Raw genomic sequence first — 21,917 nt, 5'->3', positions numbered from 1 at the left:
ATGAACCCTCGCGCGTGCCCCCGCGCGCGCACACGCGGGAGGCGAAAAGGTTGGACAGGTTGGACAGGTTGGACAGCCCCAGCAAAATCAATCACTTGCGCTGTCCAACCTTCCCCTGCCCTGTCCAACCTAGGCTGGACACCGCCGCCAAAAGGCCTTCCATCCCTTCGAGCCCGGTCTCTCTCACGCTGCGTCATCGGGCCACGCCACGGGCTGCTGCACGGCCTCCTCGAAGGCGGCCCGGCAGTCCTCCAGCGACGGCAGGCGGAAGCACCAGCGTCGGCGCATCACGGCCGGGCTCTCCTCCCACCAGGCGCGCACGGTCGCGAGGCCGGGCACGAGCTTGCTCAGCTTCATGCCCACCTCAGTCTCGGCCGCCTTGCGCCGCACGCCGATGCGCTCCGAGGTCGCGATGTAGTCGTCGACCAGCGTCGATTTCGGGATTTCCGTCACCCACTCGCTGCCGTCGCGCGTGGTGGCGCCGGACATCAGGCGCTCAAACCACCAGCTTTCGACGCTGTCGAGGGAGCGGATCTTCTGTTCCAGCAGCGCCTCGGTGCGGGGAATCTGCCGCAGGTTCACGCTGTCGAGGTCGAATGTGAGCAGGTCGTGCAGCAGGGCCGCCCGGCCGCCGTTGTCGAGTTCCTCGTCCATCTCGCGGAAATAATCGTGGTTCTGCGCGCAGCGCGGGTCCACGTCGAGCACACAAAAGCGCCGCTCGTCCTTGCCGGCCGGCACCACCCAGTCCTCGTTCGAGGTCATGATGAGGCGCACGTAATTCTTGAGCCGGATGGGATCGACGCCCTTCGCCTCGATCTGCTGGATGGGCGACGTGACGAGGCCCTTGAGCCGCCCCTCCGCTGCCTTGTCGCCGGCCCACACGGCTTCGTCCGCCTGCAGCAGCAGACAGGTCGCCATGTGCGCGTTGAACTGGCCGGTCACATAGCGCGGGTCGTCGACAAGGAAGTAATGGCGCGGCAGCAGCGAGCCGATGATCTCGCCGACCTTGGTCTTGCCCGAGCCCATCTTGCCGCGCATCACGACGGCGACGCCGAGGCGCTCCCGCGGGCGTTGGAACATGTGGGCGAAGAAGCCAAAGAACCAGCGATAGTGCGCCTCATTGCCCCGGCACACGTTGTTCAGCATGTGGTCGCGCAGGATGGCATAGCCGTTCTCCTTCGCCCTGGGCGCGACGGAAAAGCCCGACCACAGGTTGAGATAGCCCGCCGTGCCGGGCGCCCCCTGCGGGTCCGGATAGAATTCGATGCCGCGAAAGCTGCGCCGGTCCCGGCTTTGCAGCCAGGCCGTCGCCCAGGTCACCGGCTTGATCTTGCCGTCGGCCCCGCGCACCTCGGTGTGGCGGTTGGCGAACCATGCCCGGAAGGCGTCGAGGGTCAGCACCCGTTGCTGGTCTTCCACCGGCGCATTGGGCTGGTCGAGGAAGACGACGGCCTTTGAGCCCATCAGCACGAGGGCGAATTCCTCGTTCATCCGCTCCACGTCGAAGCCGAGCGCGCGCGGCGTGGCCGGTGGGCCGCCACCGGCAGGGCTTTCCACCCCTTCCTGCCCGGTCTCTCCCTCGCCGTGGGAATCGCCCCCGCCCACCGGCGGCGCATTCTCGACGATCTCGGCAATCGTGCGCAGGGGATCGTCCGTCATGCGAACACTCCCCAATGGCACGCACCATCGACAACGCGAAGAGGCAAATGGGCCGACCGAGCGCAATATCTTGCCGCCCAACCTTCGAGAGCGCCCCCAACCGGACAGCAATGAATGTATCGAAGCAAATGATACCCTAGCAGGGACCCGCGAATCGACCGGAGGTGCGGATGCGAACTCGATCGAGGACTGCCGTGGTTGCCACGCTGGCGGGCCTTTTGGTTATCGGCGTTTATGCGTGCGTGGCAATCTCCGCGGCCATTATCTGCCCGTCTAAGGAGGCGGGCATTTCTTTGGGACTGGGGGTCTGCCGGCTGGAGTTTTGGCTCGACCGATACCAAAGCCTTGTCGCGGGAAGTCTCGCCATTATTGCCGCGGTAATCGCCGCGACCCCCGTAAGAGAACAAGTTCGTATTAGCAGAGAACAATCTGTAGTAAGCGTCTTGCCCCTCCTGCGCGACGAAATCTCCGCCCGCGTTAAAGAAGATGAAATACTTGCGAATATATCTATCATTCTTATGGAAATTGAGCGACACGCTAAGAACATACGAGCGCCAAACAATGCGATGTCCGCAGTTTTCAAACTTGGAATGTCGGAATCGAATATAATAATCAAAAAAACCGAGAACTTGGAAAGAGCTCTGAGAGAACACGTAACGCGATACCCACTTGGCATGCGTATCGATGATATTCGTCGGCAACCCGGCCATTTGATCAAAGCCGCCGGAAGTCTTTTCGATCTCTTCAATCTTCCAAGGGAAACTCTGGCAAGTATCCAGTACGCCAATGCGACGCAGATCGTCGACGAGCGAGTTGAAGAGTTCAACCGCCGCATTCAGGGTCATGTATCTACGGTAAGAGAGGCCCTTCGGCAGGCGGAAGAGGAGTCCTTTACGATCAAGCGCCAGTTGCAGGACGCACTTAGCAGGGCCAGTAGGCGAATTCGAGTGGCGTCGTAGCCGGCTGAGGGGGCCGCGTTGCAACATCACCCCCACCCCCACGCCACGTGCTGCGGCCGGGGGCCGTCCTTCCGCTTTTCCCTCACCGGCGCCGGCGCATAGCTGAGGCGCGTGTGCTCGGCGCAATAGGGCGAGCAGCCGTCGGAAAAGACGCCCGGCCGGCGCAGGCGCGAGGCGCCGCAGAAGCGCAGCCGGCCATCGGGCCCGGTGCCGACCGAATAGCGGCAATGCCGAAGCTCGAGGCCGGCGATGCCGACGCCGCCTTCCGGCGCCGGCTCGTCGGCCGGCACGGGCAAGGGAGGCAGGGCCACCGGCGCGCTGCCGCGCCTGTCCACGATGCGCGCGGCAGCCGCCGGCTCCGACAGGGACCGAGGCTCCGGCCGGGCAGCGGCCGCTCGCGCGGCGCGCGGTGCCCGCCGGGGCTCAGCATGGCTGCGCGGGGCGGTGCCGCGCAGTTCGGCTGGCACATGGCGGTGCCAAAGGCCGATCACGGCATTGCGGCTGAGGCCATAGCGCTCGCCGACCGTGCGGGCCGATTCACGTCCATAGGCGGCGACGATGGCGTCGCGGGTTTCCTTGGCTAGATGCGCCATGGCTCACTCCGCAGCAAAGAGGGAAAGGGTTTCGGCAGGTGCCGGCGCGTCTTCGGGCACGACGACGGCACGCCGCACGATGCCGACGTCGATCCGCTTCCGGGCGATCTCGGCGTATTCGGGATTGAGCTCGATCAGCGTGCAGTCGAGCCCGAGGGCATCAGCGACGAGCCCCGTCGTGCCTGCCCCGCCGAAGGGGTCGAGCACCCTGCCGTCGGCCGGGCACCCGGCACGCAGGCAGCGCTCGACGAGCTCGGGCGGAAAGGTCGCGAAATGCGCATCGCGAAAGGCCGCCGTCGCCACGTCCCACACGGGCAACGGGGCCGGCTCGAAATTCCGCAGCAGCCGTCCATTCCCCCGCTGCTCCTCGCGGGGCATGTCGTCCCAGCGCTCGTTGAAGCCGGCATGAGGGCGGGAGTGGCCGCGTTGCTTGCCCTCGACGTAACCACCCTTCTCACGGCCTTGCCGGTGGCGAGAGCCATGGCCACCGGGGCCGGTGTCCCACCCATCGGGCATCTTGACGCGCCTGTTCCCGCGCGTGGCGCGAGGCCCGGGGACGCCTCCGACATAGGAGCCTCCCCGGACTCCGTTCGCATCCTCGTCGGACGCTCGGGAGACGCGCACCGCCTCGGCATTGTAGAAGTGCCCGAGCCCGATCCACCGCGGCCCCGGCTTGCCGGTCGTCACCATGAGGCACTGCTCGGCGAGGTCCGGCGCGGACGAAATCTCGCCCGTGTCGCGCGCGGTCCAGAAATTCACCTCGTCGGACTTGGTGAGCAGGAACCACTTCTCGTGCGCCGTCGCCGGGCGGAAGCGGCCGGAGGAATCGGGCATCGCATTGGGCTTGCCCCAGATGATCTCGGAACGAACCCACCAGCCGTCCTCCTGCAGCGCGATGGCGAGCCGGTTCGGGACCATGCAAAGGTCCTTCGCCTTCAGCACCCCGCCGACCGTCGAGAAAGGCTTGTCCCGAAACGTCCGGTCGTCGCTGCCGGCCGCTTTCGTGTCGGCCGCGCTGCGGCCGTTCGGCGTCGTGGCGTAGCAGTCGCCGTAGTTGAGCCACAGCGTGCCCGTGGGCTTCATCACCCGCCGGACCTCGCGGAACACGTCGACCATAACGGTCAGGTGCTCGCCGAGCGTCGGCTCGAGGCCGATTTGCCCTGCCACGCCATAGTCGCGCAGCCCCCAATAGGGCGGGCTCGTCACGACGCAGTCGAAGTGGTCGGCCGGCAACTCGCGCAGGCGGGCGAGCACGTCGCCGAGAAGGATCGCCACCGTCATCCCGCCACCCCTTCGAGAAGATCATTGAAATCCGCCCCGGCCGGCGCCCAGGCGTTGCGGATGGTCCGGCCCTCGCGCGCATAGCGGGCGGCTCCGCGCTTGAGGGCGCATTCGGTGAGGAAGCGCTCGGAATCGCCGTCGCCGAGCTGCACCAGGTCCGTCACGCTGTCGTGCACGGGAATGCCCGGCTGGCTCATGTCCGGCATCGGGCCGGGAACGAGAACGGGTCGCGCGCGCCCGGCGCGGTCCACCTGTGTCAGGGTCGGGTGCGGCACCGTCCCGGCATGCAGGCCGCCGAGGTTGCCGAGGTCGACCGAGGACTGGAACACCGTCGCGCCGAGGTCCGCCCCCTGCGCCACGAGCGCCTTGCGCACCGAGAGCACCGTCTCGATGCCCTCCCCGCGGATGATGCGCGTCGGCCGTGCGTCCGGCCCGAACGGCCCAGCGAGATGGATGTGCCCGCCCCGTTTGGAGCCGCGCACCTTCTTGACCTTCAGTACCTCGCCCGTCTCCGGGTCGACGATGAGCGCCTTGCCCTTCGGCCGCGACGGGTCCACCCAGGTGATGTGCAGCCCGGCGAAGCGCCAGTCGGGCCCGATGATGCCGGCGAGCATGGCCGGCCCCGTGTAGATCACGCGCTGGCGCATCTTGCCCGGCCGCCGCGGGTCCGGCTCCTCGCCGTGGAAATAGGGCATCTCGCGCGCGGCGCGCAGGCGCCCCTCCGGCGGGGGCTCCAGCCCGCGCAGGCGCAGGTATTCCTCGGCCGCCGTGCCGCGGATCGGCGTGGCGCCCTGCCACAGGCGGAACAGCCGCTCGCGCTCCTTTTCGCGGAAGATGGCCGCCGCGCGCTCGCGCCGGGCGCGCTTGCGCTCCCGCTCCTCCTGCCGGCGCCGCTCCTCCTCGGGGTCCAGCACCTCGGCCCCGCCCAGCCACGCGACGGCGGCGCGGAAGTCGAGCCCCTGCACCTTCTCCACGAGGCGGATGACGTCGCCGCCGTCGCAGCACACGGCGCACACCCAGCGCTCGCCGTCCACCTCGAAGCGCCCGGCCGTCCGGCTCTGCCGGTCGTCCGAGCAGATCGGGCACGGCCCGATGAGCTTGCCGCCCGAGCGGCGCAGGCTCACCCACCGGCCGGCCACATCGGCCACCGGCCGGCGGGCGCGCAGGTCGTCTAGGGAAGCGTCGGAAAGCCGCGCCATCACGCCGCCCTCCGGAACATGGCGCGCTCTTCCGCGCTCCACAGGCCCGCCCCCGCCAGCACCGCCGCCAGCCGCTCCGCCCGCATGCCGAGCGCACGGCAAATCGCATGCGCCGGCCAGCCGGCAGCCGCCATGCGCCGGGCGATGCGCCCGCGGCGCGGGTGGCGCAGGTGGTGGACGGTGAAGCGCCGGCGCATGTCACTCGCCCTTGCCGGCGAGGCCGGTGAGCTTGCGCTGCACGCTGGTGAGGGCGTCGAGATGCTCGCCGATGGCGGCTTTCACCGCCTTCGCCTCGCGCGGCGTCACCACCCCGTCGGCGAGCGCCGAGCCGAGCTCGCTCGACACCCTGGCCCCGGTGCTCGTCGTCTTCACGAGGTCGCCCACCAGGTCGGTCGCACCGGCGTCGTCCGCCAGCGGCACCAGCCGGTGGCTGGTGAGCGAGGCGAGCGCCCGCGAGACGATGGGCTTTTGGGTGACGAATTCGAGCTGGAAGATCACGTCGAGCGGGGGCAGGTCCTTGTAGGCGTCGCCCTGCCAGCGGCTGATGGTGCCGCGCGAATAGCCGGTGAGCTGCTCGACACGCTCGGGCCCCGTGGTGCCCGGCACCGCGCAGGCTGCAACCTGCGCGCGGATCGCGCTCTTGATGAGGGTGATGAGCCCGTCGGGCAAAAGGATATCGCTCACGAAAAAAGCTCCTCGGCTTTTTCGTTCCGAAAACGGCGCGGTGGTGGGACAGTCAGGCGGTCAGATCACGGGGGACCACGCAGATGCAGCAGCACGAGACCGACAGGCAAAGGCGCATCGAAGCGGCGCGCGAGCGCCTGCGCGGCGCCCTCCGGCGCTACGCCTTGGCCGAGTCCGTGGTCGAGGCGATGAACGGGCATCACACGCCCTCCCCCGAAAGGGCCGGGGCAGAGGCGCGCTCCGCCCCGGCAGGAGTGCCCAGGTCAGGGGCACGGGAGGACCCTGAAGGACGTGGAACGTCCGATGGCCATGGCAAGTCGTCGGGCCACTGATCGGAAAACCAGCGCATGACTTGATCGTACTTCCGCGCCGTGAACGAGCAGCCGGACGCGATGCGATCGAGAAAGCGCCAATCGCCGGCAGCGAGTCGCGCAACCGTCGTCGCCTCGATGCCGCGGTGCGCGGCCAGCGCGGAGGCGCAGGAGATCAGATGATGGCGAAGCTCATGTTCCATGGTGACGCTGAGCATAGTAGGATATTTCCTACTACGTCAATCGGAAACATCCCACTCGCAGTGGAGGACGGAAAGTCGGATAAATCCGACATGGACGACTCCACTTTCCGCAACCGCATCGCCGATCGCCTGGCCGAGATCGGACGCAATCCGTTCGAGGCCGCACGCCGTGGCGGACTGGAGCGCTCTTTCATCGTCGACATCCTGACGGCGAAGAAGAAGTCAGTGCGCGGCCAGAACCTCGCGAAGCTCGCCAAGGCGCTCGACACAACCGTTGAGCACCTCCTCGGCGAGCCTCCCGTGAAGAGCAGTGGAAAGCCGTCGCTGGCGCTGACCAATGCGCCGCTCGTCGAGGTCAAGGTTGCCGGTATCGTCGAGGCCGGCGCCTTTCGTGAAGCCCCTTGGTTCAGCGACGAGGATGAGCCGGCGACGGTTGCAACCACGCGCGACAGAGACTTTCCCGAGGTTCAGCTCGTCGCCTTCGATGTCGGCGGGGACAGCATGAATGCGCTGAAGCCGCGCCCCATCCTGCCGGGCGACCGCGTCATCTGCCTCGACTTCGAGGACCTGCGCGGCCGCCTGCCACTCCGCGACGGCATGGTTGTTGTTGTGGAACAGACACTTGACGGCGGACACCACCGCGAATGGTCAGTCAAGCAGATCGAGCTCTACGAGGACCGCACCGAGTTCCACCCCCGCTCGACCAACAAGGCGCACAAGCCCATTGTCGTGCCGCGCGTCCTTGCCCGGGACCCGAGCGAGGAGGACAACCGCCAGGTTAAGATCCTCGCGATCGTCCGGAGAATCGAGAACGAGGTCCCGCTATTCTGAGGGCTCCAAGACGCCCGCTCGTCGGTCGACCATGAAGCCGACGACCACGGCCGAGCGACCGTCACAGGCGCGACAATGGAAGACGGGCCCGCGCCAGGTCACGTCGCCGACCACCGCCACCGGCACGGCCATGAACTGCTCCGCGAGGCAGCCCCTGCAGCGCAACTGAGCGCGCCACCTGCGGCCATCTCCCGCTGCACTCACCGTCCGCACCGGCGTTATCTGCATGTCACCCTCCCGGCCCATGAACCCCTCAAGACTGACTCCGGAATGAGAACGTAACAAGAACAGATCAGCGCATGTCCACATGCGTGATTCGCAGACCGCCTTGGCGAGCGAGTAGGATATTTCCCACTTTTCCGATTGACGTGCGGATTTTTCCTACTACGATGCGGAGCCATCCCACTGATGGAGGGCATCATGCTCGCACCCACCGCTTCCCTCACGCCGATCCATGATGCGCCGGCGCAGGACCGCGCGCTGCACAAGGCGGCGATGAATGCCCGCGTCGCGGCCATGGCGCGCGTCATGTACGAGACGAGCCTGCAGTCCGGCGGCTGCACGGCGGACGATCTCGCCCGCGCCGGTTTTACCGCCGCCGAGATCCTCGAGCACGCCGACGACGCCCGCGCCCTCGCCGGGCTGATCGATCAGGAAGCCGCGTGATGTGGCCCGCCTGCGCCGTCGCGGCCGGGCACTTCCTCTGCCGCGCCCTCTACGACGCCTTCGAGGTCCTGTGCCTCGCGGCCTTCGTCTCAGCCGTCGGCCTCTGGGCCGGCGCGCTCGGCACGGGAGGCTGAGATGGCGGACGTTCTTTCCAACATCGCCGCCGTCGCCCTCATGGCGCTCGCCCTCTTCCTCGCGGGCATCGCCTGGGTGCGTCTCAACGGCGCTCCCGCGCGCGGCTTCTACGGCGACCAGATCGACGAGGACCGGCCGTGACCTGGCTCCCCACCACCACCGGCAGAGTCGTCGACCTGCTGCGGCCGGACCCGGCGTCGATCGACTTCCGCGGCGACGTGGCGCCCCAGCTCGCCCGCGTGGCGCGCTTCGGCGGCGCGACGGGCGGCGGCATCTTCTCGGTCGCCCAGCACTGCGCCGTCGGCGCCGACGCCCTCTTTCACGAGACGCGCGACCCCGCCCTCGCGGCGGCCTTCCTTTTGCACGACGCCCACGAATACCTCATGGGCGACATCATCACCCCCGTGGTCGAGGCCCTGTGCGTGCACCTCACGCTCGACAGCAACGGCCGTGAGCGCGCGGTGCGCGTGCCGGAGGTCAAGGCGCAGATCACGCGCCTCAAGTCCCGGCTCGACCATGCCATCCACCGCGCCGCCGGCCTGCCCTGGCCGCTGCCGCAGCACGCGGAAAAGGCCGTGAAGGCGATGGACGTGCGCATGCTGCGCACCGAGCGCGACCATCTCACCGTGCCCTGCGGCCGCAAATGGGCGGCCGAGGTGGAGGCGGCCGAGCCGGTCCCCATGCGCGGCCGCCTCACCATCTGGCCGTGGCCGAAGGCCGCCGACGAATGGCTCATGCGCCTCGACCGCTACTGCCCCCAAGCCCTCAACCGCGCGGCGTGATCCGCAACCGAAGGAGGCCCCATGTCCGCCCGCCCGATCCGCCGCATCGAGGAGCTTCTGCCGCTCCTCTCCCGCGGCAACTTCCTCGACAAGTGCAACGAGCACCTTGCCAAGTCCATCGAGACCCTGGAGGCCCTGCCGCAGGAGAAGGGCACCGCCACCATCACGGTGACGCTCACCTTCACCTACGAATCCGGCCGGCTCGACGTGAAGCCCGCCGTGAAGTCCAAGCTGCCGGAGGAGAAGGCGTTCTCCGGCACCCCCTTCTGGACCTACGAGGGCGCCCTCTCGGTCCAGCATCCCAGCCAGATCGACATGTTCGCCGGCCCGCGCGATGTGGGCATGGGCGCGCGTGCCGAGGGCTGATCCACCCCGCCACCGGAGCCCCGACACATGACGAAACCCGCCCCTCTTTCCAACGACGTACCGGCCGCCGGCGCCGCCGCGCTGATCGCCGATCTCGCCACCCGGGCCTCGGCGCCCGAGGTCGTGAATATCCCGACCGAGGGCCTCGGCCCCGGCCTGCCGCCGACCGTGCCGGTGCTGTTCGACCGCCACAATCAGCGCGCCATCCCGCTCATGACGGAGATCGAGGGCGCCCGCCAGTTGCCGAAGCGGCGCGCCGGCACGGCAACGGTCGACACGCTGTCCTCCTTCATCGACCTGGTGAACCGCCACAAGGATGAGCATTCCGTCATCTTCGCCAAGGCGCAGTGGCCGGACCCGGCGCTCATCGCCGTGCTCGATTATCACGAGATCTCCCACGGCCCGCGCTGGGGCAAGCACCGCGTCGTCTACACCTTCCCGGTGACGGACGAGCTCAAGACGTGGATCGGCTGCAACAAGAAGCCGATGGAGCAGGCCGAGTTCGCCGCCTTCCTCGAGGAGCACGCGGCCGAGCTCGCGGCGCCGAGCGACGGTGAAGTGGCCGAGTTCGAGCGCCTGTTCAAGGAACGCTTCGCCACGCCGGCCGAGCTCATCGACCTGTCGCGCTCCCTCGAAGTGTTCGTCGGCGCCAAGGTCAAGCGCGCGGAGCGGCTGCAGACGGGCGAGCGGACGGTGGAGTTCGTCGAGGAGCACACGAACAGCAAGGGCGACAAGGTCGACATCCCCGGCATCTTCATGGTGTCGGTGCCCGCCTTCCTCGACGGCGAGCCCGTGCGCATCCCCGCCCGCCTGCGCTACCGCATCAGCGGCGGCAGCATCGCCTGGTTCTACCAGCTCTATCGCTGGGAATATTGGCTGCGCACCCGCGTGCAGAACGACCTCGGCCTCGCCGGGGACAAGACCGAGCTGCCCACCTTCGAGGGCGCGCCCGAGATGGGCGCCTGAAGCGCCACGCCTCCCATCCCTCTCCCCGCTGACGGGGAGAGGGATGGGGCGAGGGGCACCCTTGCCCGACGCCGCCAGCCGAGAGCCCGAGCCCATGAAACTCGTCATCGACCGCGCCGATCTCCTGAAGCCGCTCGCGGCCCTCAACCGCATCGTCGAGCGCCGCACCACAATCCCCATCCTCGCCAACGTGCTGTTGCGCGCCGAGGGCGGCCGGCTCAACCTGGCGGCAACGGATCTCGACATCTGGGCCGAGGCCAGCGTGCCGGCGGCCGTCGGCGAGCCCGGCGCCCTCACCGTGCCCGCCGCCACGCTCAACGACATCGCCCGCAAGTTGCCGGACGGCTGCCAGATCGAACTCGCCGCCGAGGCCGGCGGCGCTCGCCTCTCCGTCAAGGCCGGCCGCTCGCGCTTCGTCCTGCAGGCCCTGCCGGTGGACGACTGGCCCGACGTCTCCGCCGACGACCTGCCGCACCAATTCGCGCTGCCGGCCAAGACGCTACAGCGCATCCTGGCGCACACCACCTTCGCCATCTCGACGGAGGAGACGCGCTACTACCTCAACGGCATCCATCTCCACGCCGACGGCGAGGGCCTCCTCAACGCCGTGGCGACCGACGGGCACCGTCTGGCGCACCTCACCGTGCCCCTGCCCGAGGGCGCGGCCGACATGCCGGGCATCATCGTGCCGCGCAAGACGGTGGGCGAGATCGCCCGCCTCGTAGCCGACGCCGAGGGCGACATCGACATCGCCGTCTCCAGGGCCAAGGTGCGCTTCGTCGTCGGCGGCATCACGCTCACGTCGAAGCTCATCGACGGCACCTTCCCCGACTATCAGCGGGTGATTCCGACGAGCAACGACCGCGTCGCGGTGCTCGACACCGCCACCGTGAAGGACGCCGTCGCCCGCGTCGCCACCATCACAGGCGAGAACGGCCGGGCCGTGAAGATGGAATTCGCCCCGGGTGTCCTCACCCTCTCCGTCAGCAACGCCGACACCGGCGAGGCACGCGAGGAGATCGAGGCCGACTTCGAGGGCGAGCCGCTCGCCATCGGCTTCAACGGCCGCTACCTCGCCGAGGTCCTCGGCATCGCCGCCTCCGACACGGTGCGCCTCGCCCTCGCCGATCCCGGCTCCCCCTGCCTGATCAAGAGCCACGAGAGCGCCGATGCGCTCATCGTGCTCATGCCGATGAGGGTGTGACGATGACCATCATCTTGACCGAACGACAGCGCCACCTGGCGCGCCACGCCCTCGGGCTTCCTAACCGCTCGCGCCGCTCCTATCGCAATCACTTCGTCGCCGGCCCCGGCCATGGCGATTATGACGACTGGATGGCGATGGTCTCCGCCGGCGCCGCCCGGCGCCGGGACGGCTCCACGAGCCCGCTAACTGGCGGCGACGATTTGTTCTGGCTGACCGCGGATGGCGCCCGGGCCGGTCTCGCGCGCGGCGAGAAGCTCGACCCCGAAGATTTTCCGGAGGCCTGACCCATGCGCTGCCTCACCATGATCGAGCGCTTCGAGGCCGAGCGCCACCGCTGCCGGCAGGCCTACGAGAAGGCCCGGCGCGGCCACCGCAATGTCGGCCGCGCCGCCGAGGCGCTGCGGACGGCCACGCACGCGGCCCTGAAAGCCGAGGTCGACGAGCTCCGCCGCCTGAAGCGCGCCGTTGAGAAATCCGCCCGCCGCCGCGACGAGCGCATTCCCGACCTGTTCATGGAGGCCGCCCATGGGTGACCGCTCCGCGATCGAATGGACCGAGGCGACGTGGAATCCCATCGTCGGGTGCTCGGTCGTCTCGCCCGGCTGCGCCAACTGCTACGCCATGAAGATGGCCGCCCGCATTGAGCGGATGGCGGCCGGCGCCGGCAAGTGGACGCACTACAACGGCACGACGCAGGCGAGCAAGGCCGGCCCGGTGTGGACCGGCAGGCTCACCCTCGCCCCAGACGAGATCCTGACGGCGCCGCTGCGCTGGAAGCGCCCTCGCCGGATCTTCGTAAACTCCATGTCCGACCTCTTTCACGAGGCGGTGCCCGACGAATGGATCGACCGCATCTTCGCCGTCATGGCGATGTGCCCTCAGCACACGTTCCAGGTGCTCACGAAGAGGTCGGCGAGGATGCGCGAATACATGAACGGCATCCAGTCGAAGATCCCGTTCCTCGGCCGGATGCCGCTTGAGCGCATTCACCTCGAGGCCGCCGCGCATATGGAAGGGGACGGCGGCTTCATGGATGCGTTGAAGGATCGAGGCAACGTCTACAGCCTCTATCTCGACGCGCCCTGGCCCCTCCCAAACGTCTGGCTCGGCGTCAGCACCGAGGACCAACGCCGCGCCGACGAGCGCATGCCGGATCTGCGTGAGACGCCGGCGGCCGTGCGGTTCGTCTCGGCGGAGCCACTGCTCGGCGCGATCGACTTCGAGCCGTGGCTTGACCGGATCGACTGGATCATCGCCGGCGGCGAGAGCGGCCCCGGCGCCCGGCCGATGCATCCCGATTGGGCGCGGTCGATCCGCGACCAGTGCGCGGCGGCGGGCGTGCCGTTCTTCTTCAAGCAATGGGGCGAGTGGCTCGACGAGCAGGTCGCTACCGCAATGCATCTCGCTCCCGACGCGGCGATGTTTGATCGCTTCGGCGCGCCGAAGGGGCCGAAATGGCATCCTTACGAGGCGAGCGATCGCAATGGCGGCGCGCTGATCCGCGTCGGCAAGAAGGCCGCCGGCCGCCTGCTCGACGGCCGCGAGCACAGCGACATGCCGGAGGCGAGGCCGCTATGATCGAGATCCCCCGCCTCGCCCTCTCGGTACGGCAGCCATGGGCCTACTGCCTCGCGGTCGGCTGGAAGCCCGTCGAGAACCGCTCCTGGCACAAGCCGAACCCGGCGCTCAGTTTCCGCGGCCCCTTTGCCATCCACGCCTCGACGGGCATGACACGTGACGAATATGCCGATTGCGCCGATCTGTGCGCGCGGCTCGGCTTCGCGCTGCCCGCGCCGGGCGATCTGTTGCGTGGCGGCATCGTCGGCGTCGCCACGATCGTGGACATCGTGAGGGAGTTCGACAGTCGATGGTTCTTCGGGCCGTGCGGGCTGGTGATCGCCGATGCGCGCCCGGTGGATTTCATCCCGGTCGGTGGCCGCCTCGGCTTCTTCGACTGGCGCGAGCTGCTGCCGTACCGGAAGAGCGACGCTCCGGCGCCGCCCGCAAAATGGATGCTGCCGCGGGCAGGCGCTCCGAATCCACTCCCGGCCGCAGGCATGCAAGGGAGGCTACTTTGACGCTACCCACCCGCATCCAGCTCTCCCGCCGAAAGGGCTGGCGCATGCCGCCCGACACGGTGAAGGTCGACCGCTCCACTCGCTGGGGCAATCCCTTCGTCGTCGGCCGGCACGGCACCCAAGCCGAATGCGTAGCGCTTTACGCCCGGCTCGCCGGCGGCCATGTCCCCATCAGCTTCGGCCGCGAGACGTATGAGGCCGCCCGCGAAAGCCTGCGGCTCATCTGCGAGGACATCGGCGAGCTGCGCGGCAAGAACCTCGCCTGCTGGTGCCGGCTCGGTGAGCCGTGCCATGCCGACGTGCAGCTCGCCCTCGCCAATCCCCCCAAATGTGAGGAAATCGCCTGATGGCCGGATCCGTCAACAAGGTCATGCTCATCGGCCACCTCGGCCGCGATCCCGAGATCAGGCGCAACCAGGCCGGGGAGCCAATCGCCAACCTGCGGCTCGCCACCTCCGAGACGTGGCGCGACAAGGCCACCGGCGAGCGCCGGGAGCGCACGGAGTGGCACACCGTCGTCATCTTCAATCCGCGCCTTGCCGAGGTCGCGGAGAAGTACCTGCGCAAGGGCTCCAAGGTCTACCTCGAGGGCCAGCTCGCCACCCGCAAGTGGCAGGACCGCGACAACAAGGACCGGTACACCACCGAGGTGGTGCTCTCTCAGTATCGCGGCGAGATCGCCCTGCTCGACAGCCAGCGCAACGGCCCGCCGCCGGCGGCCGACCCGGAGGACTACGGCACCACCCGCTCGCGCGATGACGGCGGCTATGCGGCCGCGAGGGGCGGCGACAGCCCCACCCGGTCGGCGCCAGCCGACCTCGACGACGACATCCCGTTCTGAGGCCCGCCATGCTGAAGCGTTCCTCTGGCCATCCGAGGCCCAACCGCAGCCTCCGGCGCTGGCGCCCCTATCCGCCCTTCCTTCGTTGGCAGGTCCATGGAGTTGATCGGTCGGGCTGGTGCATTCGCGGCGGGATATCGCAGTTCCTGGTCGCCTACGGCTCGGGCTGGTCGGCACCCGTCGGCCGGGAGTTGTTCCGCAGCCTGGCCGCGCCGAGGACAATCTACGGCAAGCAACTGCCCCGGAGGCGTCCATGCTGATGCGCACTCCCGGATATCCGAGGCCGCGCAGCGGCCCCGAACGTTTCCGCCGATATGCGGCGATCATTCTCGGCGGAATCATCGCGCTCTACTTCGTCATCTTCGCCGCACTCTCCGCCGGGGCGGCCGGGCCACTCATCGTGGCCGTTGACGGCGACACGATCCACGTCGACGACGAGCGCATCCGCATCGTCGGCCTCGACGCGCCGGAGACCTACCAGGCACGGTGTGACAGCGAGCGCCAGCGCGGCCACGCCGCCACCGCCTATCTGCGGCGGCTGCTCGCCTCGGGCACCGTTACCGTTCGCCGGCAGGGCCGCGACCGCTACGGCCGCACCCTCGCACGGGTCTACATCGACGGCCGCGACGTCGCCGCGATCATGATCCGCGCCGGTCATGCCGTGCCCTATGATTGCCCGCGCGGTCGCTGCCCGCGGCGCATCGACTGGTGCGGAGGCCGGTCATGATAGATGTCCGCCTCATCGCCGCCGTCGGCCGGCGCGGACAGATCGGCCTCGCCGGCCGGCTGCCCTGGCACGAGCCCGAGGACCTCGCCTGGTTCAAGGCGCAGACACTCGGCGGCGCGGTCGTCATGGGCTTCCGCACGGCCCATGCCGTCGGCGCCCTGCCCGGCCGCGTGGTCGTGCCCTGGCTCGGCGACGATCCGCAGGCCATCATCGACAGGATCGCGCGCGAGCATCCCGGCCGCATCGTCTGGATCGCCGGCGGGGCGAAGACCTACGCCCACTTCATGTCCTACGTCCGCCGGGCCGTGATCACCCTCGTCGACTACGACGGCCCGGCCGACGTGTGGATGCCGCCGCTTTGGGAGGGCGCGCAATGCTGGGAGGATGCGCGATGACAGGCGAATTCATCATCCCCGACCGTCTCAGGCAGGCCTTTGACGGGCGCACGTCGCTCAATCTCGCCGAAGCCGCCGCCGCGCTCGAGATGGATCCGCGCCAGTTCCGCGCGGCGGTGAGCGCCGGCAAGGTGCAATTCATCTTGCGCGGTGGCGGCGAGCGGCGCAGGCTGCGGCGCTTCCTCATGTGCGATCTCGTGGAATACCTGAAGTCAGAGCGAAGGCAGGCATGTCCGTCTACCAAAGGAAAGGCTCGCCGTTCTACTGGGCGGAATTCTGGATCGACGGTGTACGATTTCGCCTCTCTACGGGAGAGACTGACCGGCGCCTCGCCATCGCCGCAACGAAGCGGCTGAAGGCTGAGAAAAAGAGCGAGATCGAAGCCGAGGAAGCACGGCGCGCCGCCTTCGGCGGCAAGGAGCCGCCCACGCTGGGTTACTGCATAGCCCGCTATTGGGCGGAGGTCGGCCAGTTCCACGCCGCACCTAAAACCACGTGGAACAGCCTGGAGTGGCTGGCCGAGCACTTCGGCAGCGAGACGCTTCTCCACGACGTCACGGGCGAGAAAATCGCCGCGATGGTAGCCCACCGCCGAACCATCCGCATTCGCCGCGACAAGGAGACAAAGCGCCTGTGCGAAATTCCCTGCGCCACGGTCGAGAACGCCACCGTCAACCGCTACGCCACCGAGCCGCTGCGCAAGCTGTTCCGCCGGGCGCGGGACGTGTGGGGCTACAGCGTGCCCTATCCCCGCTGGGGCGAATATCTGCTGCCGGAGCCGCAGGAGCGCGTCCGCGAAGCACATGAGATCGAAGAAACGGCCATCATCGCAGCTCTCGGCGAGGACTATGGGCGCCTCTTCCGGTTCATGATTGCAACCGGGCTCCGCTCGGCCGGCGCGCTGCTCACCTGGCCGCAGGTGGACCGGGTCAACAGCATCGCCCGCATCCGGGGCAAGCGCAGCAACGGGCAGGAGCGCTGGTATACGATTCCCCTCACCCGGGCGGCCCTCGCCATCCTCGACGAATGCGACGGCCACCATCAGACGCATGTGTTCACCTATGTCACGCGCCGGGCGCAGAAGATCGAAGGAAAAGCGCTGCCGAAAGGCACCCGCATGCCCATCACGGACAGCGGCTTCAAGACCGAGTGGCGCCGCTGCGTGTACGACGAAGGTATCGCACCCGGCTTCCGCCGGCACGACACGCGCCACACGACCGGCACCCGATTCCTGCGCGCGACCGGCAACCTGAAGGCGACACAAAAGCTGCTCGGCCATTCCCGCATCGAGACGACGCTGCGCTATGCCCACGTTCTCATCGACGACGTCCGCGCCGGCCTGGAGCAGATGGAAGCCTCGACCACCGCCGCACGCAACACCCACAAAAACACCCACACTCGCCGGCGCAAGTCGTCGTAAGCCTTGCGCTGCAACGGTTCTGCTCAGTAGGCCAGAATTCTGGGGGACTAGGGGTCGTGGGTTCAAATCCCGCCGCTCCGACCATTCAATGCATTGAGAATAAAGAGAATTTTTGATCGGCGCCATGCGGCGCCGTTCTCGTGTTGGGCGCGAAAAGTAGAGCGCGCAAGGGCGAACGAGAGTGCCCTGCCGGCCCTTGCCGGGGCCTTAACCGCTGTTCGAAGAGTCCGGGGCAAGGCTCCGTTTCTGACCTGCGTAATAGCCTCTTGGTTCATCCGAGCCACCTCCTCGGCTACCAATGCGCACCAGGGGCGTTCTAGCCGCTGACAGTTGTGCAGGCTCTCATCATAGCCGGCTCGGGTAGCCCGACAGGACAACCCTCCCCTTCAACATCAGCAATCAGGGCCCCGCCAAAAGCGACTTCAGCTTCCTATTCTCGCCCTCCAGCGTCTTCAGTTGCTTGGCGTCCGACACCTCATGGCCGCCGTACGTGGCCCTGCACTTGTAGAACGTCGCGCTGATGATCCCGTGCTTGCGGCAGACATAACCCACCTTCGCCCCGGCCTCCTACTCTCGCAGGACCGCATGATCCGCTCTTCCGTGAAAGCCTTGCCTTCATGTCCATCCCCCAAGGGGTGGTGGACTCGGCCCATTCCTGGACGAAATCGCGGGGCTCAGGTCACCCCAACCCTGCGTCATCTTACAGCAATGGCTGGTCACTAGAATCGCTCAGAGAGTTGGCTATGCTTCACGCATTGCTGGAAGCGAATGATTTGCCGAGGAAATCGTGAAAGAGATTGCAAGCGCCAAACTGGGAACGACCAATGGCGATGTGATGCTGCTGACGGAGGACGGGACGGAGTTGCGAATGCCTGTCGGCCTGCTCGTCACGCTCGCGAACCAGGCGCGCCGCCTTGTCGCCAGCGCCGACGCATTCCTGCCGGATGAACCTAGAGGCCCGGCTCCAACCCCGGTTCGCTCCTTCACTCTTGCCAGCCACGAGGCGACGGGCGACGTGGTGCTGCGCCTCGATCCCGGAACTGACTTCGAATTTCCGGTCCTGATGGATCATGGCCTTGCGACGGGTCTCTCCTTCGCCTTGCTAGGGACCTTGCACCGGCTCCCCGCCGATACGGAGACCGGCGCGGGCTGATATGCCGGACGGCAGCGAGAACGCCGCGCCCTGGGCATATCCTTGAGCAATTCCCGTCGGGCCGCGGTGCTTTCGTCTTTTCTCGGCCCGGAACGACCAGGAACAAATCCCCCACGCGCCGACTTTCCTTTCGGATGAGACAACGAGACGGAGAGCGCCATGCTGCGCGGAGCATTGCTTTGGATTATCGGCATTCCGCTGCCGATCATCATCATCCTTTGGCTGCTCGGTTATCTGAGCTGAACGGCGCGGGACTCACGCGTCGCCGTCGGCTCCACGACGCGCGGCATCGAGGAGGCGCCGGCATTCCGCCAGTTCCGCCAGCACGGCCTGCAGCGCGCGCCGTTGCGCCGCCGTGAGGCCGGAGGAGCCTGCCGATGCCAAAGTTGCCGCATCGGCCGCCGGACCGCGTCCCGACGGCGTCGACGCGACGGGCGCAGGGGTCGGCGGTGCCTGCATCAGCGCACCGTCGTCGAACAGGAACGCCCCGTCTTCGGGCGCATCGGCAAAGGCTGGCGTGTGCTTCGCATCGTCCACGTCGGCCCGCGCAACCGGCGCCGGCGCCGTGCCGTCCTGCCGCCAGATGGTCTCCACGTAGCGCACCCCCTCCTCCTTGAGGATGCGCTGGACGCCCTTGATGGTGTAGCCTTCACCGTAGAGGAGGTGGCGGATCCCGCGCAGGAGGTCGACATCGTCCGGCCGGTAATAACGGCGACCGCCGCCGCGCTTCAGCGGCTTGATCTGCGAAAAGCGCGTTTCCCAGAAACGCAGCACGTGCTGTGGCAGATCGAGGTCTTCCGCCACCTCGCTGATCGTCCGGAATGCGTCCGGCCCTTTGTCCACAACAGGCCCCTACTTACTTGCCCCGCCGCCGGCCCGGCCGGCGGCGCCTGCCACATGCTCACAGCCGCATCGCCATCCCGAATGCGACGCGGCGGCCGCTCACGCCTCGTCGTCGCCGCGCTCGCCGTTGATGCGGGCGCGCAGCACGTTCGACGGCTTGAACACCATGACCCGGCGCGGCTCGATCGGCACCTCAACCCCCGTCTTCGGGTTGCGGCCGACGCGCTGGCCCTTGTCGCGCACCACGAAGGAGCCGAACGAGGACAGCTTCACCGTCTCGCCACTCGCCAGGCAGTCGCAGATCTCGGAGAGCACCATTTCGACGAGCGACGCCGATTCCGTGCGGGAAAGACCCACCTTCTGATAGACCGCCTCGCAGAGATCTGCGCGCGTAACCGTGCGACCGGCCATGACCACCTTCCCGCCCCGATTCAGAAAACAGGATTATCTATATGAATTTACAAGGTATTGGCAGCGGCAGGCGCGGTCAATGGTACATTCGCCCATTCGTTTGACGAAGGACGGGCACGAAAACGCCTGTCCCGAAGCGGAGCTGAGGCCCGGCGCTACCAGCGAACCAGCGCGCTGCCCCAGGTGAAGCCGCCGCCCATGGCCTCGAGCATGACGAGGTCGCCCTGCTTGATGCGCCCGTCCGCCCGCGCCTCCGCGAGCGCCAGCGGGATCGACGCGGCCGAGGTGTTGCCGTGCCGGTCCACCGTCACCACGACCTTTTCGGGTGCGATGCCGAGCTTGTGCGCGCTTGCATCAATAATGCGGCGGTTGGCCTGGTGGGGCACGAACCAGTCGAGATCGTCGGCCGTGGTGCCGGTCGCCTGGAAGGCATCCTCGATGACGTCGGTGATCATGCCGACGGCGTGGCGGAAGACTTCGCGTCCCTCCATGCGCAGGTGCCCGACCTGACGGTTGGAGCCCGGCCCGCCGTCGACATAGAGCTTGTCGCGGTGACGGCCGTCGGAGCGCAGATGCGAGGTCAGCACACCGCGATCGGCGTTCGTGCCCGCGCCCTCCCCGGCCTCCAGCACGACAGCGCCAGCACCGTCGCCGAAGAGCACGCAGGTGGTACGATCCTGCCAGTCGATGATGTGGGAGAAGGTCTCGGCGCCGATGACGAGCGCGCGCCGGTGCGAGCCGGACGTCAGGAACTTGTCGGCGGTCGCGACGGCGAAGACGAATCCCGAACAGACCGCCTGCAGGTCGAAGGCCGCGCCGTGTGTCATGCCGAGTGCGGACTGGATCTGGGTGGCGGTTGCCGGGAAGGTGTAGTCCGGCGTCGACGTGGCGCAGATGATGAGGTCGATTTCGGCCGGCGTGAGGCCGGCGTCGTCGAGCGCTGCCTTCGCGGCGGCAAGGCCGAGGGACGACGTCGTCTCGCCGTCGGCGGCGATGCGCCGCTCGCGGATGCCCGTGCGCTGGACGATCCACTCGTCGGAGGTGTCGACCATTCCGGCGAGCTCGGCGTTGGTCACAACGCGTTCGGGAAGATAGGAGCCGCAACCGCGGACGACCGACCGGATTCGGGACACTTTAAGAGAACTCCTCAAGCCTCGGCCACGGCCGAGGGGTGCACCTGCGCAATCGTCTCGCGGATGGTGTCGGCGAGCGAATGGCGCGCCATGTCGTAAGCGAGTTCGACGGCACTTGCAAAGCCAAGGGCGTCGGTGCCCCCGTGGCTCTTGATGACGACGCCGTCGAGGCCAAGGAAGACACCGCCGTTGGAGCGGCGCGGATCCATCTTCTCCCTCAGCGCATCGAAGGCGCCCTTGGCGAAGAGATAGCCGACACGCGCCAGCAGGGTGCGTCCCATGGCGGCGCGCAGGTAATGGGCGATCTGCTTGGCCGTGCCTTCGGCCGTCTTCAAGGCGATGTTGCCGGCGAAGCCCTCCGTCACCACCACATCGACCGTGCCCTTGCCGAGATCATCGCCCTCGACGAATCCGCGGTAGTCGATGAGCGGGATATCCGCCTCGCGCAGGCGCTTGCCGGCTTCCTTGACCGCCTCGTTGCCCTTTACTTCCTCGACGCCGACATTGAGGAGGCCGACGGTGGGCCGCTCGATGTCGAGCACGATGCGCGCAAGCGCGGCGCCCATGACGGCGAGATCGACAAGATGCTGCGCATCGGCGCCGATAGTGGCGCCGACATCAAGCACGACGCTCTCCCCGCGCAGCGTCGGCCACAGGGCGGCGATGGCGGGACGGTCGACATTGGCCATCCGCTTGAGGCAGAAGGTAGCCATCGCCATCAGCGCGCCGGTGTTGCCGGCGGACACCGCGACGGCGGCGCGCTTGTCCTTCACCGCCTCGATGGCGCGCCACATAGACGACTTGTAGCGCCCGGCCCTGAGCGCCTGGCTCGGCTTGTCGTCCATACGCACCGCAACGTCCGTGTGGTGCAGTTCGGAAACGGCCTTGAGCGCGGGCTGGGCATCGAGCAGCGGCTGAACGACCGCCTCGTTGCCGTAGATGACGAAGCGCAGGTCCGGCCGCCGCTCGAGGGCGATGGCCGCTCCCGGAATCACAACAGCGGCACCCTGGTCTCCACCCATGGCGTCGAGTGCGATGGTGACCGGTCGTGACATAGGTTCAGCCCGAACTCCC

At 67.9% G+C, this 21,917-nt stretch carries 32 protein-coding genes and 1 pseudogene; 20 read left to right on the top strand and 13 right to left on the bottom strand.

Features of this window, described 5'->3' with window-relative positions; genetic code table 11:
* Positions 1–183: 183 nt before the first annotated feature.
* On the bottom strand, positions 184–1,659 hold the full coding sequence (locus ASC46_RS17655) for a primase-helicase family protein (RefSeq protein WP_055460620.1): 1,476 nt from the start codon (positions 1,657–1,659) through the stop codon (positions 184–186).
* 194 nt (positions 1,660–1,853) lie between these two features.
* On the opposite strand from ASC46_RS17655, the gene ASC46_RS21350 reads away from it, so the two are divergent.
* A complete protein-coding gene (locus ASC46_RS21350; RefSeq protein ID WP_141659711.1) occupies positions 1,854–2,618 on the top strand; it encodes a hypothetical protein in 765 nt (254 codons plus the stop codon).
* 26 nt (positions 2,619–2,644) lie between these two features.
* Here ASC46_RS21350 and ASC46_RS17650 read toward each other — a convergent pair whose 3' ends face one another.
* From ASC46_RS17650 to ASC46_RS21880, 6 genes are all read right to left on the bottom strand, one after another.
* On the bottom strand, positions 2,645–3,211 hold the full coding sequence (locus ASC46_RS17650; RefSeq protein WP_055460619.1) for a GcrA family cell cycle regulator: 567 nt from the start codon (positions 3,209–3,211) through the stop codon (positions 2,645–2,647).
* Between the two features lie 3 nt (positions 3,212–3,214).
* Positions 3,215–4,492, bottom strand: a complete 1,278-nt coding sequence (locus tag ASC46_RS17645; protein WP_055460618.1) for a DNA-methyltransferase — start codon at positions 4,490–4,492, stop codon at positions 3,215–3,217.
* Positions 4,489–5,691, bottom strand: a complete 1,203-nt coding sequence (locus ASC46_RS17640) for a DUF7146 domain-containing protein (RefSeq protein ID WP_055460617.1) — start codon at positions 5,689–5,691, stop codon at positions 4,489–4,491. Before ASC46_RS17640 ends, ASC46_RS17645 begins: the two co-directional genes overlap by 4 nt.
* Positions 5,691–5,888 carry a hypothetical protein gene (locus ASC46_RS17635; protein WP_055460616.1) on the bottom strand — a complete coding sequence of 66 codons (198 nt, stop codon included), beginning with the start codon at positions 5,886–5,888 and terminating at the stop codon, positions 5,691–5,693. The genes ASC46_RS17640 and ASC46_RS17635 overlap by 1 nt, the downstream gene beginning before the upstream one ends.
* Before the next feature lies 1 nt (position 5,889).
* Positions 5,890–6,375, bottom strand: a complete 486-nt coding sequence (locus tag ASC46_RS17630; protein WP_055460615.1) for a phage regulatory CII family protein — start codon at positions 6,373–6,375, stop codon at positions 5,890–5,892.
* 65 nt (positions 6,376–6,440) lie between these two features.
* Entirely contained in the window at positions 6,441–6,575 is a 135-nt protein-coding gene (locus ASC46_RS21880; RefSeq protein ID WP_280949170.1) for a hypothetical protein, read from the bottom strand.
* A gap of 152 nt (positions 6,576–6,727) precedes the next feature.
* Between ASC46_RS21880 and ASC46_RS17620 the strand changes: the two genes are divergently transcribed.
* A complete protein-coding gene (locus ASC46_RS17620) occupies positions 6,728–7,720 on the top strand; it encodes a S24 family peptidase (protein WP_210166011.1) in 993 nt (330 codons plus the stop codon).
* On the opposite strand, the gene ASC46_RS17615 is transcribed toward ASC46_RS17620, so the two are convergent.
* Positions 7,712–7,948, bottom strand: coding sequence for a hypothetical protein (locus tag ASC46_RS17615; RefSeq protein WP_141659710.1), 237 nt, complete (start codon positions 7,946–7,948; stop codon positions 7,712–7,714). The two genes, ASC46_RS17620 and ASC46_RS17615, sit on opposite strands and share 9 nt — an antisense overlap.
* Positions 7,949–8,140: 192 nt before the next feature.
* Between ASC46_RS17615 and ASC46_RS17610 the strand changes: the two genes are divergently transcribed.
* The 17 genes from ASC46_RS17610 (at position 8,141) to ASC46_RS17545 (ending at position 17,303) form a co-directional block, all read left to right on the top strand.
* Positions 8,141–8,386 (top strand): hypothetical protein, encoded by a 246-nt coding sequence (locus tag ASC46_RS17610; protein WP_141659709.1) that lies wholly within the window; start codon positions 8,141–8,143, stop codon positions 8,384–8,386.
* Positions 8,383–8,520: a hypothetical protein gene (locus ASC46_RS21345; RefSeq protein ID WP_157672353.1), complete on the top strand. Its 138-nt coding sequence runs from the start codon at positions 8,383–8,385 to the stop codon at positions 8,518–8,520. Before ASC46_RS17610 ends, ASC46_RS21345 begins: the two co-directional genes overlap by 4 nt.
* 1 nt (position 8,521) lies before the next feature.
* Positions 8,522–8,662, top strand: coding sequence for a hypothetical protein (locus ASC46_RS21340; RefSeq protein ID WP_157672352.1), 141 nt, complete (start codon positions 8,522–8,524; stop codon positions 8,660–8,662).
* The gene (locus ASC46_RS17605; RefSeq protein WP_055460610.1) at positions 8,659–9,303 is read left to right on the top strand and encodes an HD domain-containing protein; all 645 of its coding nucleotides are present in this window, start codon (positions 8,659–8,661) and stop codon (positions 9,301–9,303) included. Before ASC46_RS21340 ends, ASC46_RS17605 begins: the two co-directional genes overlap by 4 nt.
* Positions 9,304–9,324: 21 nt before the next feature.
* Positions 9,325–9,669: a hypothetical protein gene (locus tag ASC46_RS17600; RefSeq protein WP_055460609.1), complete on the top strand. Its 345-nt coding sequence runs from the start codon at positions 9,325–9,327 to the stop codon at positions 9,667–9,669.
* A 27-nt stretch (positions 9,670–9,696) separates the two neighbouring features.
* Positions 9,697–10,635, top strand: coding sequence for a DUF2303 family protein (locus tag ASC46_RS17595; RefSeq protein WP_055460608.1), 939 nt, complete (start codon positions 9,697–9,699; stop codon positions 10,633–10,635).
* A 94-nt stretch (positions 10,636–10,729) separates the two neighbouring features.
* Entirely contained in the window at positions 10,730–11,839 is a 1,110-nt protein-coding gene (gene dnaN, locus ASC46_RS17590) for a DNA polymerase III subunit beta (protein ID WP_055460607.1), read from the top strand.
* Positions 11,840–11,841: 2 nt separating this feature from the next.
* Positions 11,842–12,126, top strand: coding sequence for a hypothetical protein (locus ASC46_RS17585; protein WP_055460606.1), 285 nt, complete (start codon positions 11,842–11,844; stop codon positions 12,124–12,126).
* A gap of 3 nt (positions 12,127–12,129) precedes the next feature.
* Entirely contained in the window at positions 12,130–12,375 is a 246-nt protein-coding gene (locus ASC46_RS17580; protein ID WP_055460605.1) for a hypothetical protein, read from the top strand.
* A complete protein-coding gene (locus ASC46_RS17575; protein WP_055460604.1) occupies positions 12,368–13,420 on the top strand; it encodes a DUF5131 family protein in 1,053 nt (350 codons plus the stop codon). The genes ASC46_RS17580 and ASC46_RS17575 overlap by 8 nt, the downstream gene beginning before the upstream one ends.
* Positions 13,417–13,920, top strand: coding sequence for an ASCH domain-containing protein (locus tag ASC46_RS17570; protein WP_055460603.1), 504 nt, complete (start codon positions 13,417–13,419; stop codon positions 13,918–13,920). The genes ASC46_RS17575 and ASC46_RS17570 overlap by 4 nt, the downstream gene beginning before the upstream one ends.
* Positions 13,917–14,267: a DUF4326 domain-containing protein gene (locus ASC46_RS17565; protein ID WP_072249557.1), complete on the top strand. Its 351-nt coding sequence runs from the start codon at positions 13,917–13,919 to the stop codon at positions 14,265–14,267. The genes ASC46_RS17570 and ASC46_RS17565 overlap by 4 nt, the downstream gene beginning before the upstream one ends.
* Positions 14,267–14,761: a single-stranded DNA-binding protein gene (gene ssb, locus ASC46_RS17560; RefSeq protein ID WP_055460601.1), complete on the top strand. Its 495-nt coding sequence runs from the start codon at positions 14,267–14,269 to the stop codon at positions 14,759–14,761. The genes ASC46_RS17565 and ssb overlap by 1 nt, the downstream gene beginning before the upstream one ends.
* 253 nt (positions 14,762–15,014) lie before the next feature.
* Positions 15,015–15,488, top strand: coding sequence for a thermonuclease family protein (locus tag ASC46_RS17555; protein ID WP_055460600.1), 474 nt, complete (start codon positions 15,015–15,017; stop codon positions 15,486–15,488).
* Positions 15,485–15,883: a dihydrofolate reductase gene (locus tag ASC46_RS17550; protein ID WP_055460599.1), complete on the top strand. Its 399-nt coding sequence runs from the start codon at positions 15,485–15,487 to the stop codon at positions 15,881–15,883. Before ASC46_RS17555 ends, ASC46_RS17550 begins: the two co-directional genes overlap by 4 nt.
* The gene (locus tag ASC46_RS21740; protein WP_072249555.1) at positions 15,880–16,239 is read left to right on the top strand and encodes a hypothetical protein; all 360 of its coding nucleotides are present in this window, start codon (positions 15,880–15,882) and stop codon (positions 16,237–16,239) included. The genes ASC46_RS17550 and ASC46_RS21740 overlap by 4 nt, the downstream gene beginning before the upstream one ends.
* Positions 16,164–17,303: a tyrosine-type recombinase/integrase gene (locus ASC46_RS17545; RefSeq protein ID WP_245280610.1), complete on the top strand. Its 1,140-nt coding sequence runs from the start codon at positions 16,164–16,166 to the stop codon at positions 17,301–17,303. Before ASC46_RS21740 ends, ASC46_RS17545 begins: the two co-directional genes overlap by 76 nt.
* A gap of 408 nt (positions 17,304–17,711) precedes the next feature.
* On the opposite strand, the pseudogene ASC46_RS17540 reads toward ASC46_RS17545, so the two are convergent.
* A pseudogene (locus ASC46_RS17540) lies at positions 17,712–17,956 on the bottom strand (transposase); the annotation flags it as partial.
* Positions 17,957–18,090: 134 nt separating this feature from the next.
* On the opposite strand from ASC46_RS17540, the gene ASC46_RS17535 reads away from it, so the two are divergent.
* Positions 18,091–18,456 carry a hypothetical protein gene (locus ASC46_RS17535; RefSeq protein WP_055460598.1) on the top strand — a complete coding sequence of 122 codons (366 nt, stop codon included), beginning with the start codon at positions 18,091–18,093 and terminating at the stop codon, positions 18,454–18,456.
* Between the two features lie 255 nt (positions 18,457–18,711).
* Here the strand turns inward: ASC46_RS17535 and ASC46_RS17530 are convergent, their stop codons facing one another.
* The 4 genes from ASC46_RS17530 to plsX all read right to left on the bottom strand — a co-directional run bounded on the left by ASC46_RS17530 (position 18,712) and on the right by plsX (position 21,898).
* Entirely contained in the window at positions 18,712–19,299 is a 588-nt protein-coding gene (locus ASC46_RS17530) for a MerR family transcriptional regulator (protein WP_055460597.1), read from the bottom strand.
* Positions 19,300–19,398: 99 nt separating this feature from the next.
* Positions 19,399–19,710 carry an integration host factor subunit alpha gene (locus ASC46_RS17525; protein ID WP_055460596.1) on the bottom strand — a complete coding sequence of 104 codons (312 nt, stop codon included), beginning with the start codon at positions 19,708–19,710 and terminating at the stop codon, positions 19,399–19,401.
* A gap of 155 nt (positions 19,711–19,865) precedes the next feature.
* The gene (locus tag ASC46_RS17520) at positions 19,866–20,843 is read right to left on the bottom strand and encodes a beta-ketoacyl-ACP synthase III (protein WP_055460595.1); all 978 of its coding nucleotides are present in this window, start codon (positions 20,841–20,843) and stop codon (positions 19,866–19,868) included.
* Positions 20,844–20,857: 14 nt separating this feature from the next.
* Entirely contained in the window at positions 20,858–21,898 is a 1,041-nt protein-coding gene (gene plsX, locus ASC46_RS17515) for a phosphate acyltransferase PlsX (protein ID WP_055460594.1), read from the bottom strand.
* Positions 21,899–21,917: the final 19 nt, after the last annotated feature.

The sequence above is a fragment of the Chelatococcus sambhunathii genome, assembly GCF_001418005.1.
Classification (GTDB): Bacteria; Pseudomonadota; Alphaproteobacteria; order Rhizobiales; family Beijerinckiaceae; genus Chelatococcus_A; species Chelatococcus_A sambhunathii.
Note: the sequence above shows the minus strand (reverse complement) of the source record. Positions and strands in the feature narration are given on the sequence as shown.

Excerpts from the sequence above, each read along its gene's own strand:
- ASC46_RS17600 (WP_055460609.1), top strand. The coding sequence starts at position 9,325 with ATGTCCGCCCGCCCGATCCGCCGCATCGAGGAGCTTCTGCCGCTCCTC.
- ASC46_RS17610 (WP_141659709.1), top strand. The coding sequence starts at position 8,141 with ATGCTCGCACCCACCGCTTCCCTCACGCCGATCCATGATGCGCCGGCG.
- ASC46_RS17575 (WP_055460604.1), top strand. The coding sequence starts at position 12,368 with ATGGGTGACCGCTCCGCGATCGAATGGACCGAGGCGACGTGGAATCCC.
- ASC46_RS17650 (WP_055460619.1), bottom strand. The coding sequence starts at position 3,211 with ATGGCGCATCTAGCCAAGGAAACCCGCGACGCCATCGTCGCCGCCTAT.
- ASC46_RS17640 (WP_055460617.1), bottom strand. The coding sequence starts at position 5,691 with ATGGCGCGGCTTTCCGACGCTTCCCTAGACGACCTGCGCGCCCGCCGG.
- ASC46_RS17595 (WP_055460608.1), top strand. The coding sequence starts at position 9,697 with ATGACGAAACCCGCCCCTCTTTCCAACGACGTACCGGCCGCCGGCGCC.
- ASC46_RS17615 (WP_141659710.1), bottom strand. The coding sequence starts at position 7,948 with ATGCAGATAACGCCGGTGCGGACGGTGAGTGCAGCGGGAGATGGCCGC.
- ASC46_RS17570 (WP_055460603.1), top strand. The coding sequence starts at position 13,417 with ATGATCGAGATCCCCCGCCTCGCCCTCTCGGTACGGCAGCCATGGGCC.
- ASC46_RS21740 (WP_072249555.1), top strand. The coding sequence starts at position 15,880 with ATGACAGGCGAATTCATCATCCCCGACCGTCTCAGGCAGGCCTTTGAC.
- plsX (WP_055460594.1), bottom strand. The coding sequence starts at position 21,898 with ATGTCACGACCGGTCACCATCGCACTCGACGCCATGGGTGGAGACCAG.
- ASC46_RS17525 (WP_055460596.1), bottom strand. The coding sequence starts at position 19,710 with ATGGCCGGTCGCACGGTTACGCGCGCAGATCTCTGCGAGGCGGTCTAT.
- ASC46_RS17580 (WP_055460605.1), top strand. The coding sequence starts at position 12,130 with ATGCGCTGCCTCACCATGATCGAGCGCTTCGAGGCCGAGCGCCACCGC.
- ASC46_RS17635 (WP_055460616.1), bottom strand. The coding sequence starts at position 5,888 with ATGCGCCGGCGCTTCACCGTCCACCACCTGCGCCACCCGCGCCGCGGG.
- ASC46_RS17585 (WP_055460606.1), top strand. The coding sequence starts at position 11,842 with ATGACCATCATCTTGACCGAACGACAGCGCCACCTGGCGCGCCACGCC.
- ASC46_RS17655 (WP_055460620.1), bottom strand. The coding sequence starts at position 1,659 with ATGACGGACGATCCCCTGCGCACGATTGCCGAGATCGTCGAGAATGCG.
- ASC46_RS21880 (WP_280949170.1), bottom strand. The coding sequence starts at position 6,575 with ATGCCCGTTCATCGCCTCGACCACGGACTCGGCCAAGGCGTAGCGCCG.
- ssb (WP_055460601.1), top strand. The coding sequence starts at position 14,267 with ATGGCCGGATCCGTCAACAAGGTCATGCTCATCGGCCACCTCGGCCGC.
- ASC46_RS21340 (WP_157672352.1), top strand. The coding sequence starts at position 8,522 with ATGGCGGACGTTCTTTCCAACATCGCCGCCGTCGCCCTCATGGCGCTC.
- ASC46_RS17645 (WP_055460618.1), bottom strand. The coding sequence starts at position 4,492 with ATGACGGTGGCGATCCTTCTCGGCGACGTGCTCGCCCGCCTGCGCGAG.
- ASC46_RS17550 (WP_055460599.1), top strand. The coding sequence starts at position 15,485 with ATGATAGATGTCCGCCTCATCGCCGCCGTCGGCCGGCGCGGACAGATC.
- ASC46_RS17555 (WP_055460600.1), top strand. The coding sequence starts at position 15,015 with ATGCTGATGCGCACTCCCGGATATCCGAGGCCGCGCAGCGGCCCCGAA.
- dnaN (WP_055460607.1), top strand. The coding sequence starts at position 10,730 with ATGAAACTCGTCATCGACCGCGCCGATCTCCTGAAGCCGCTCGCGGCC.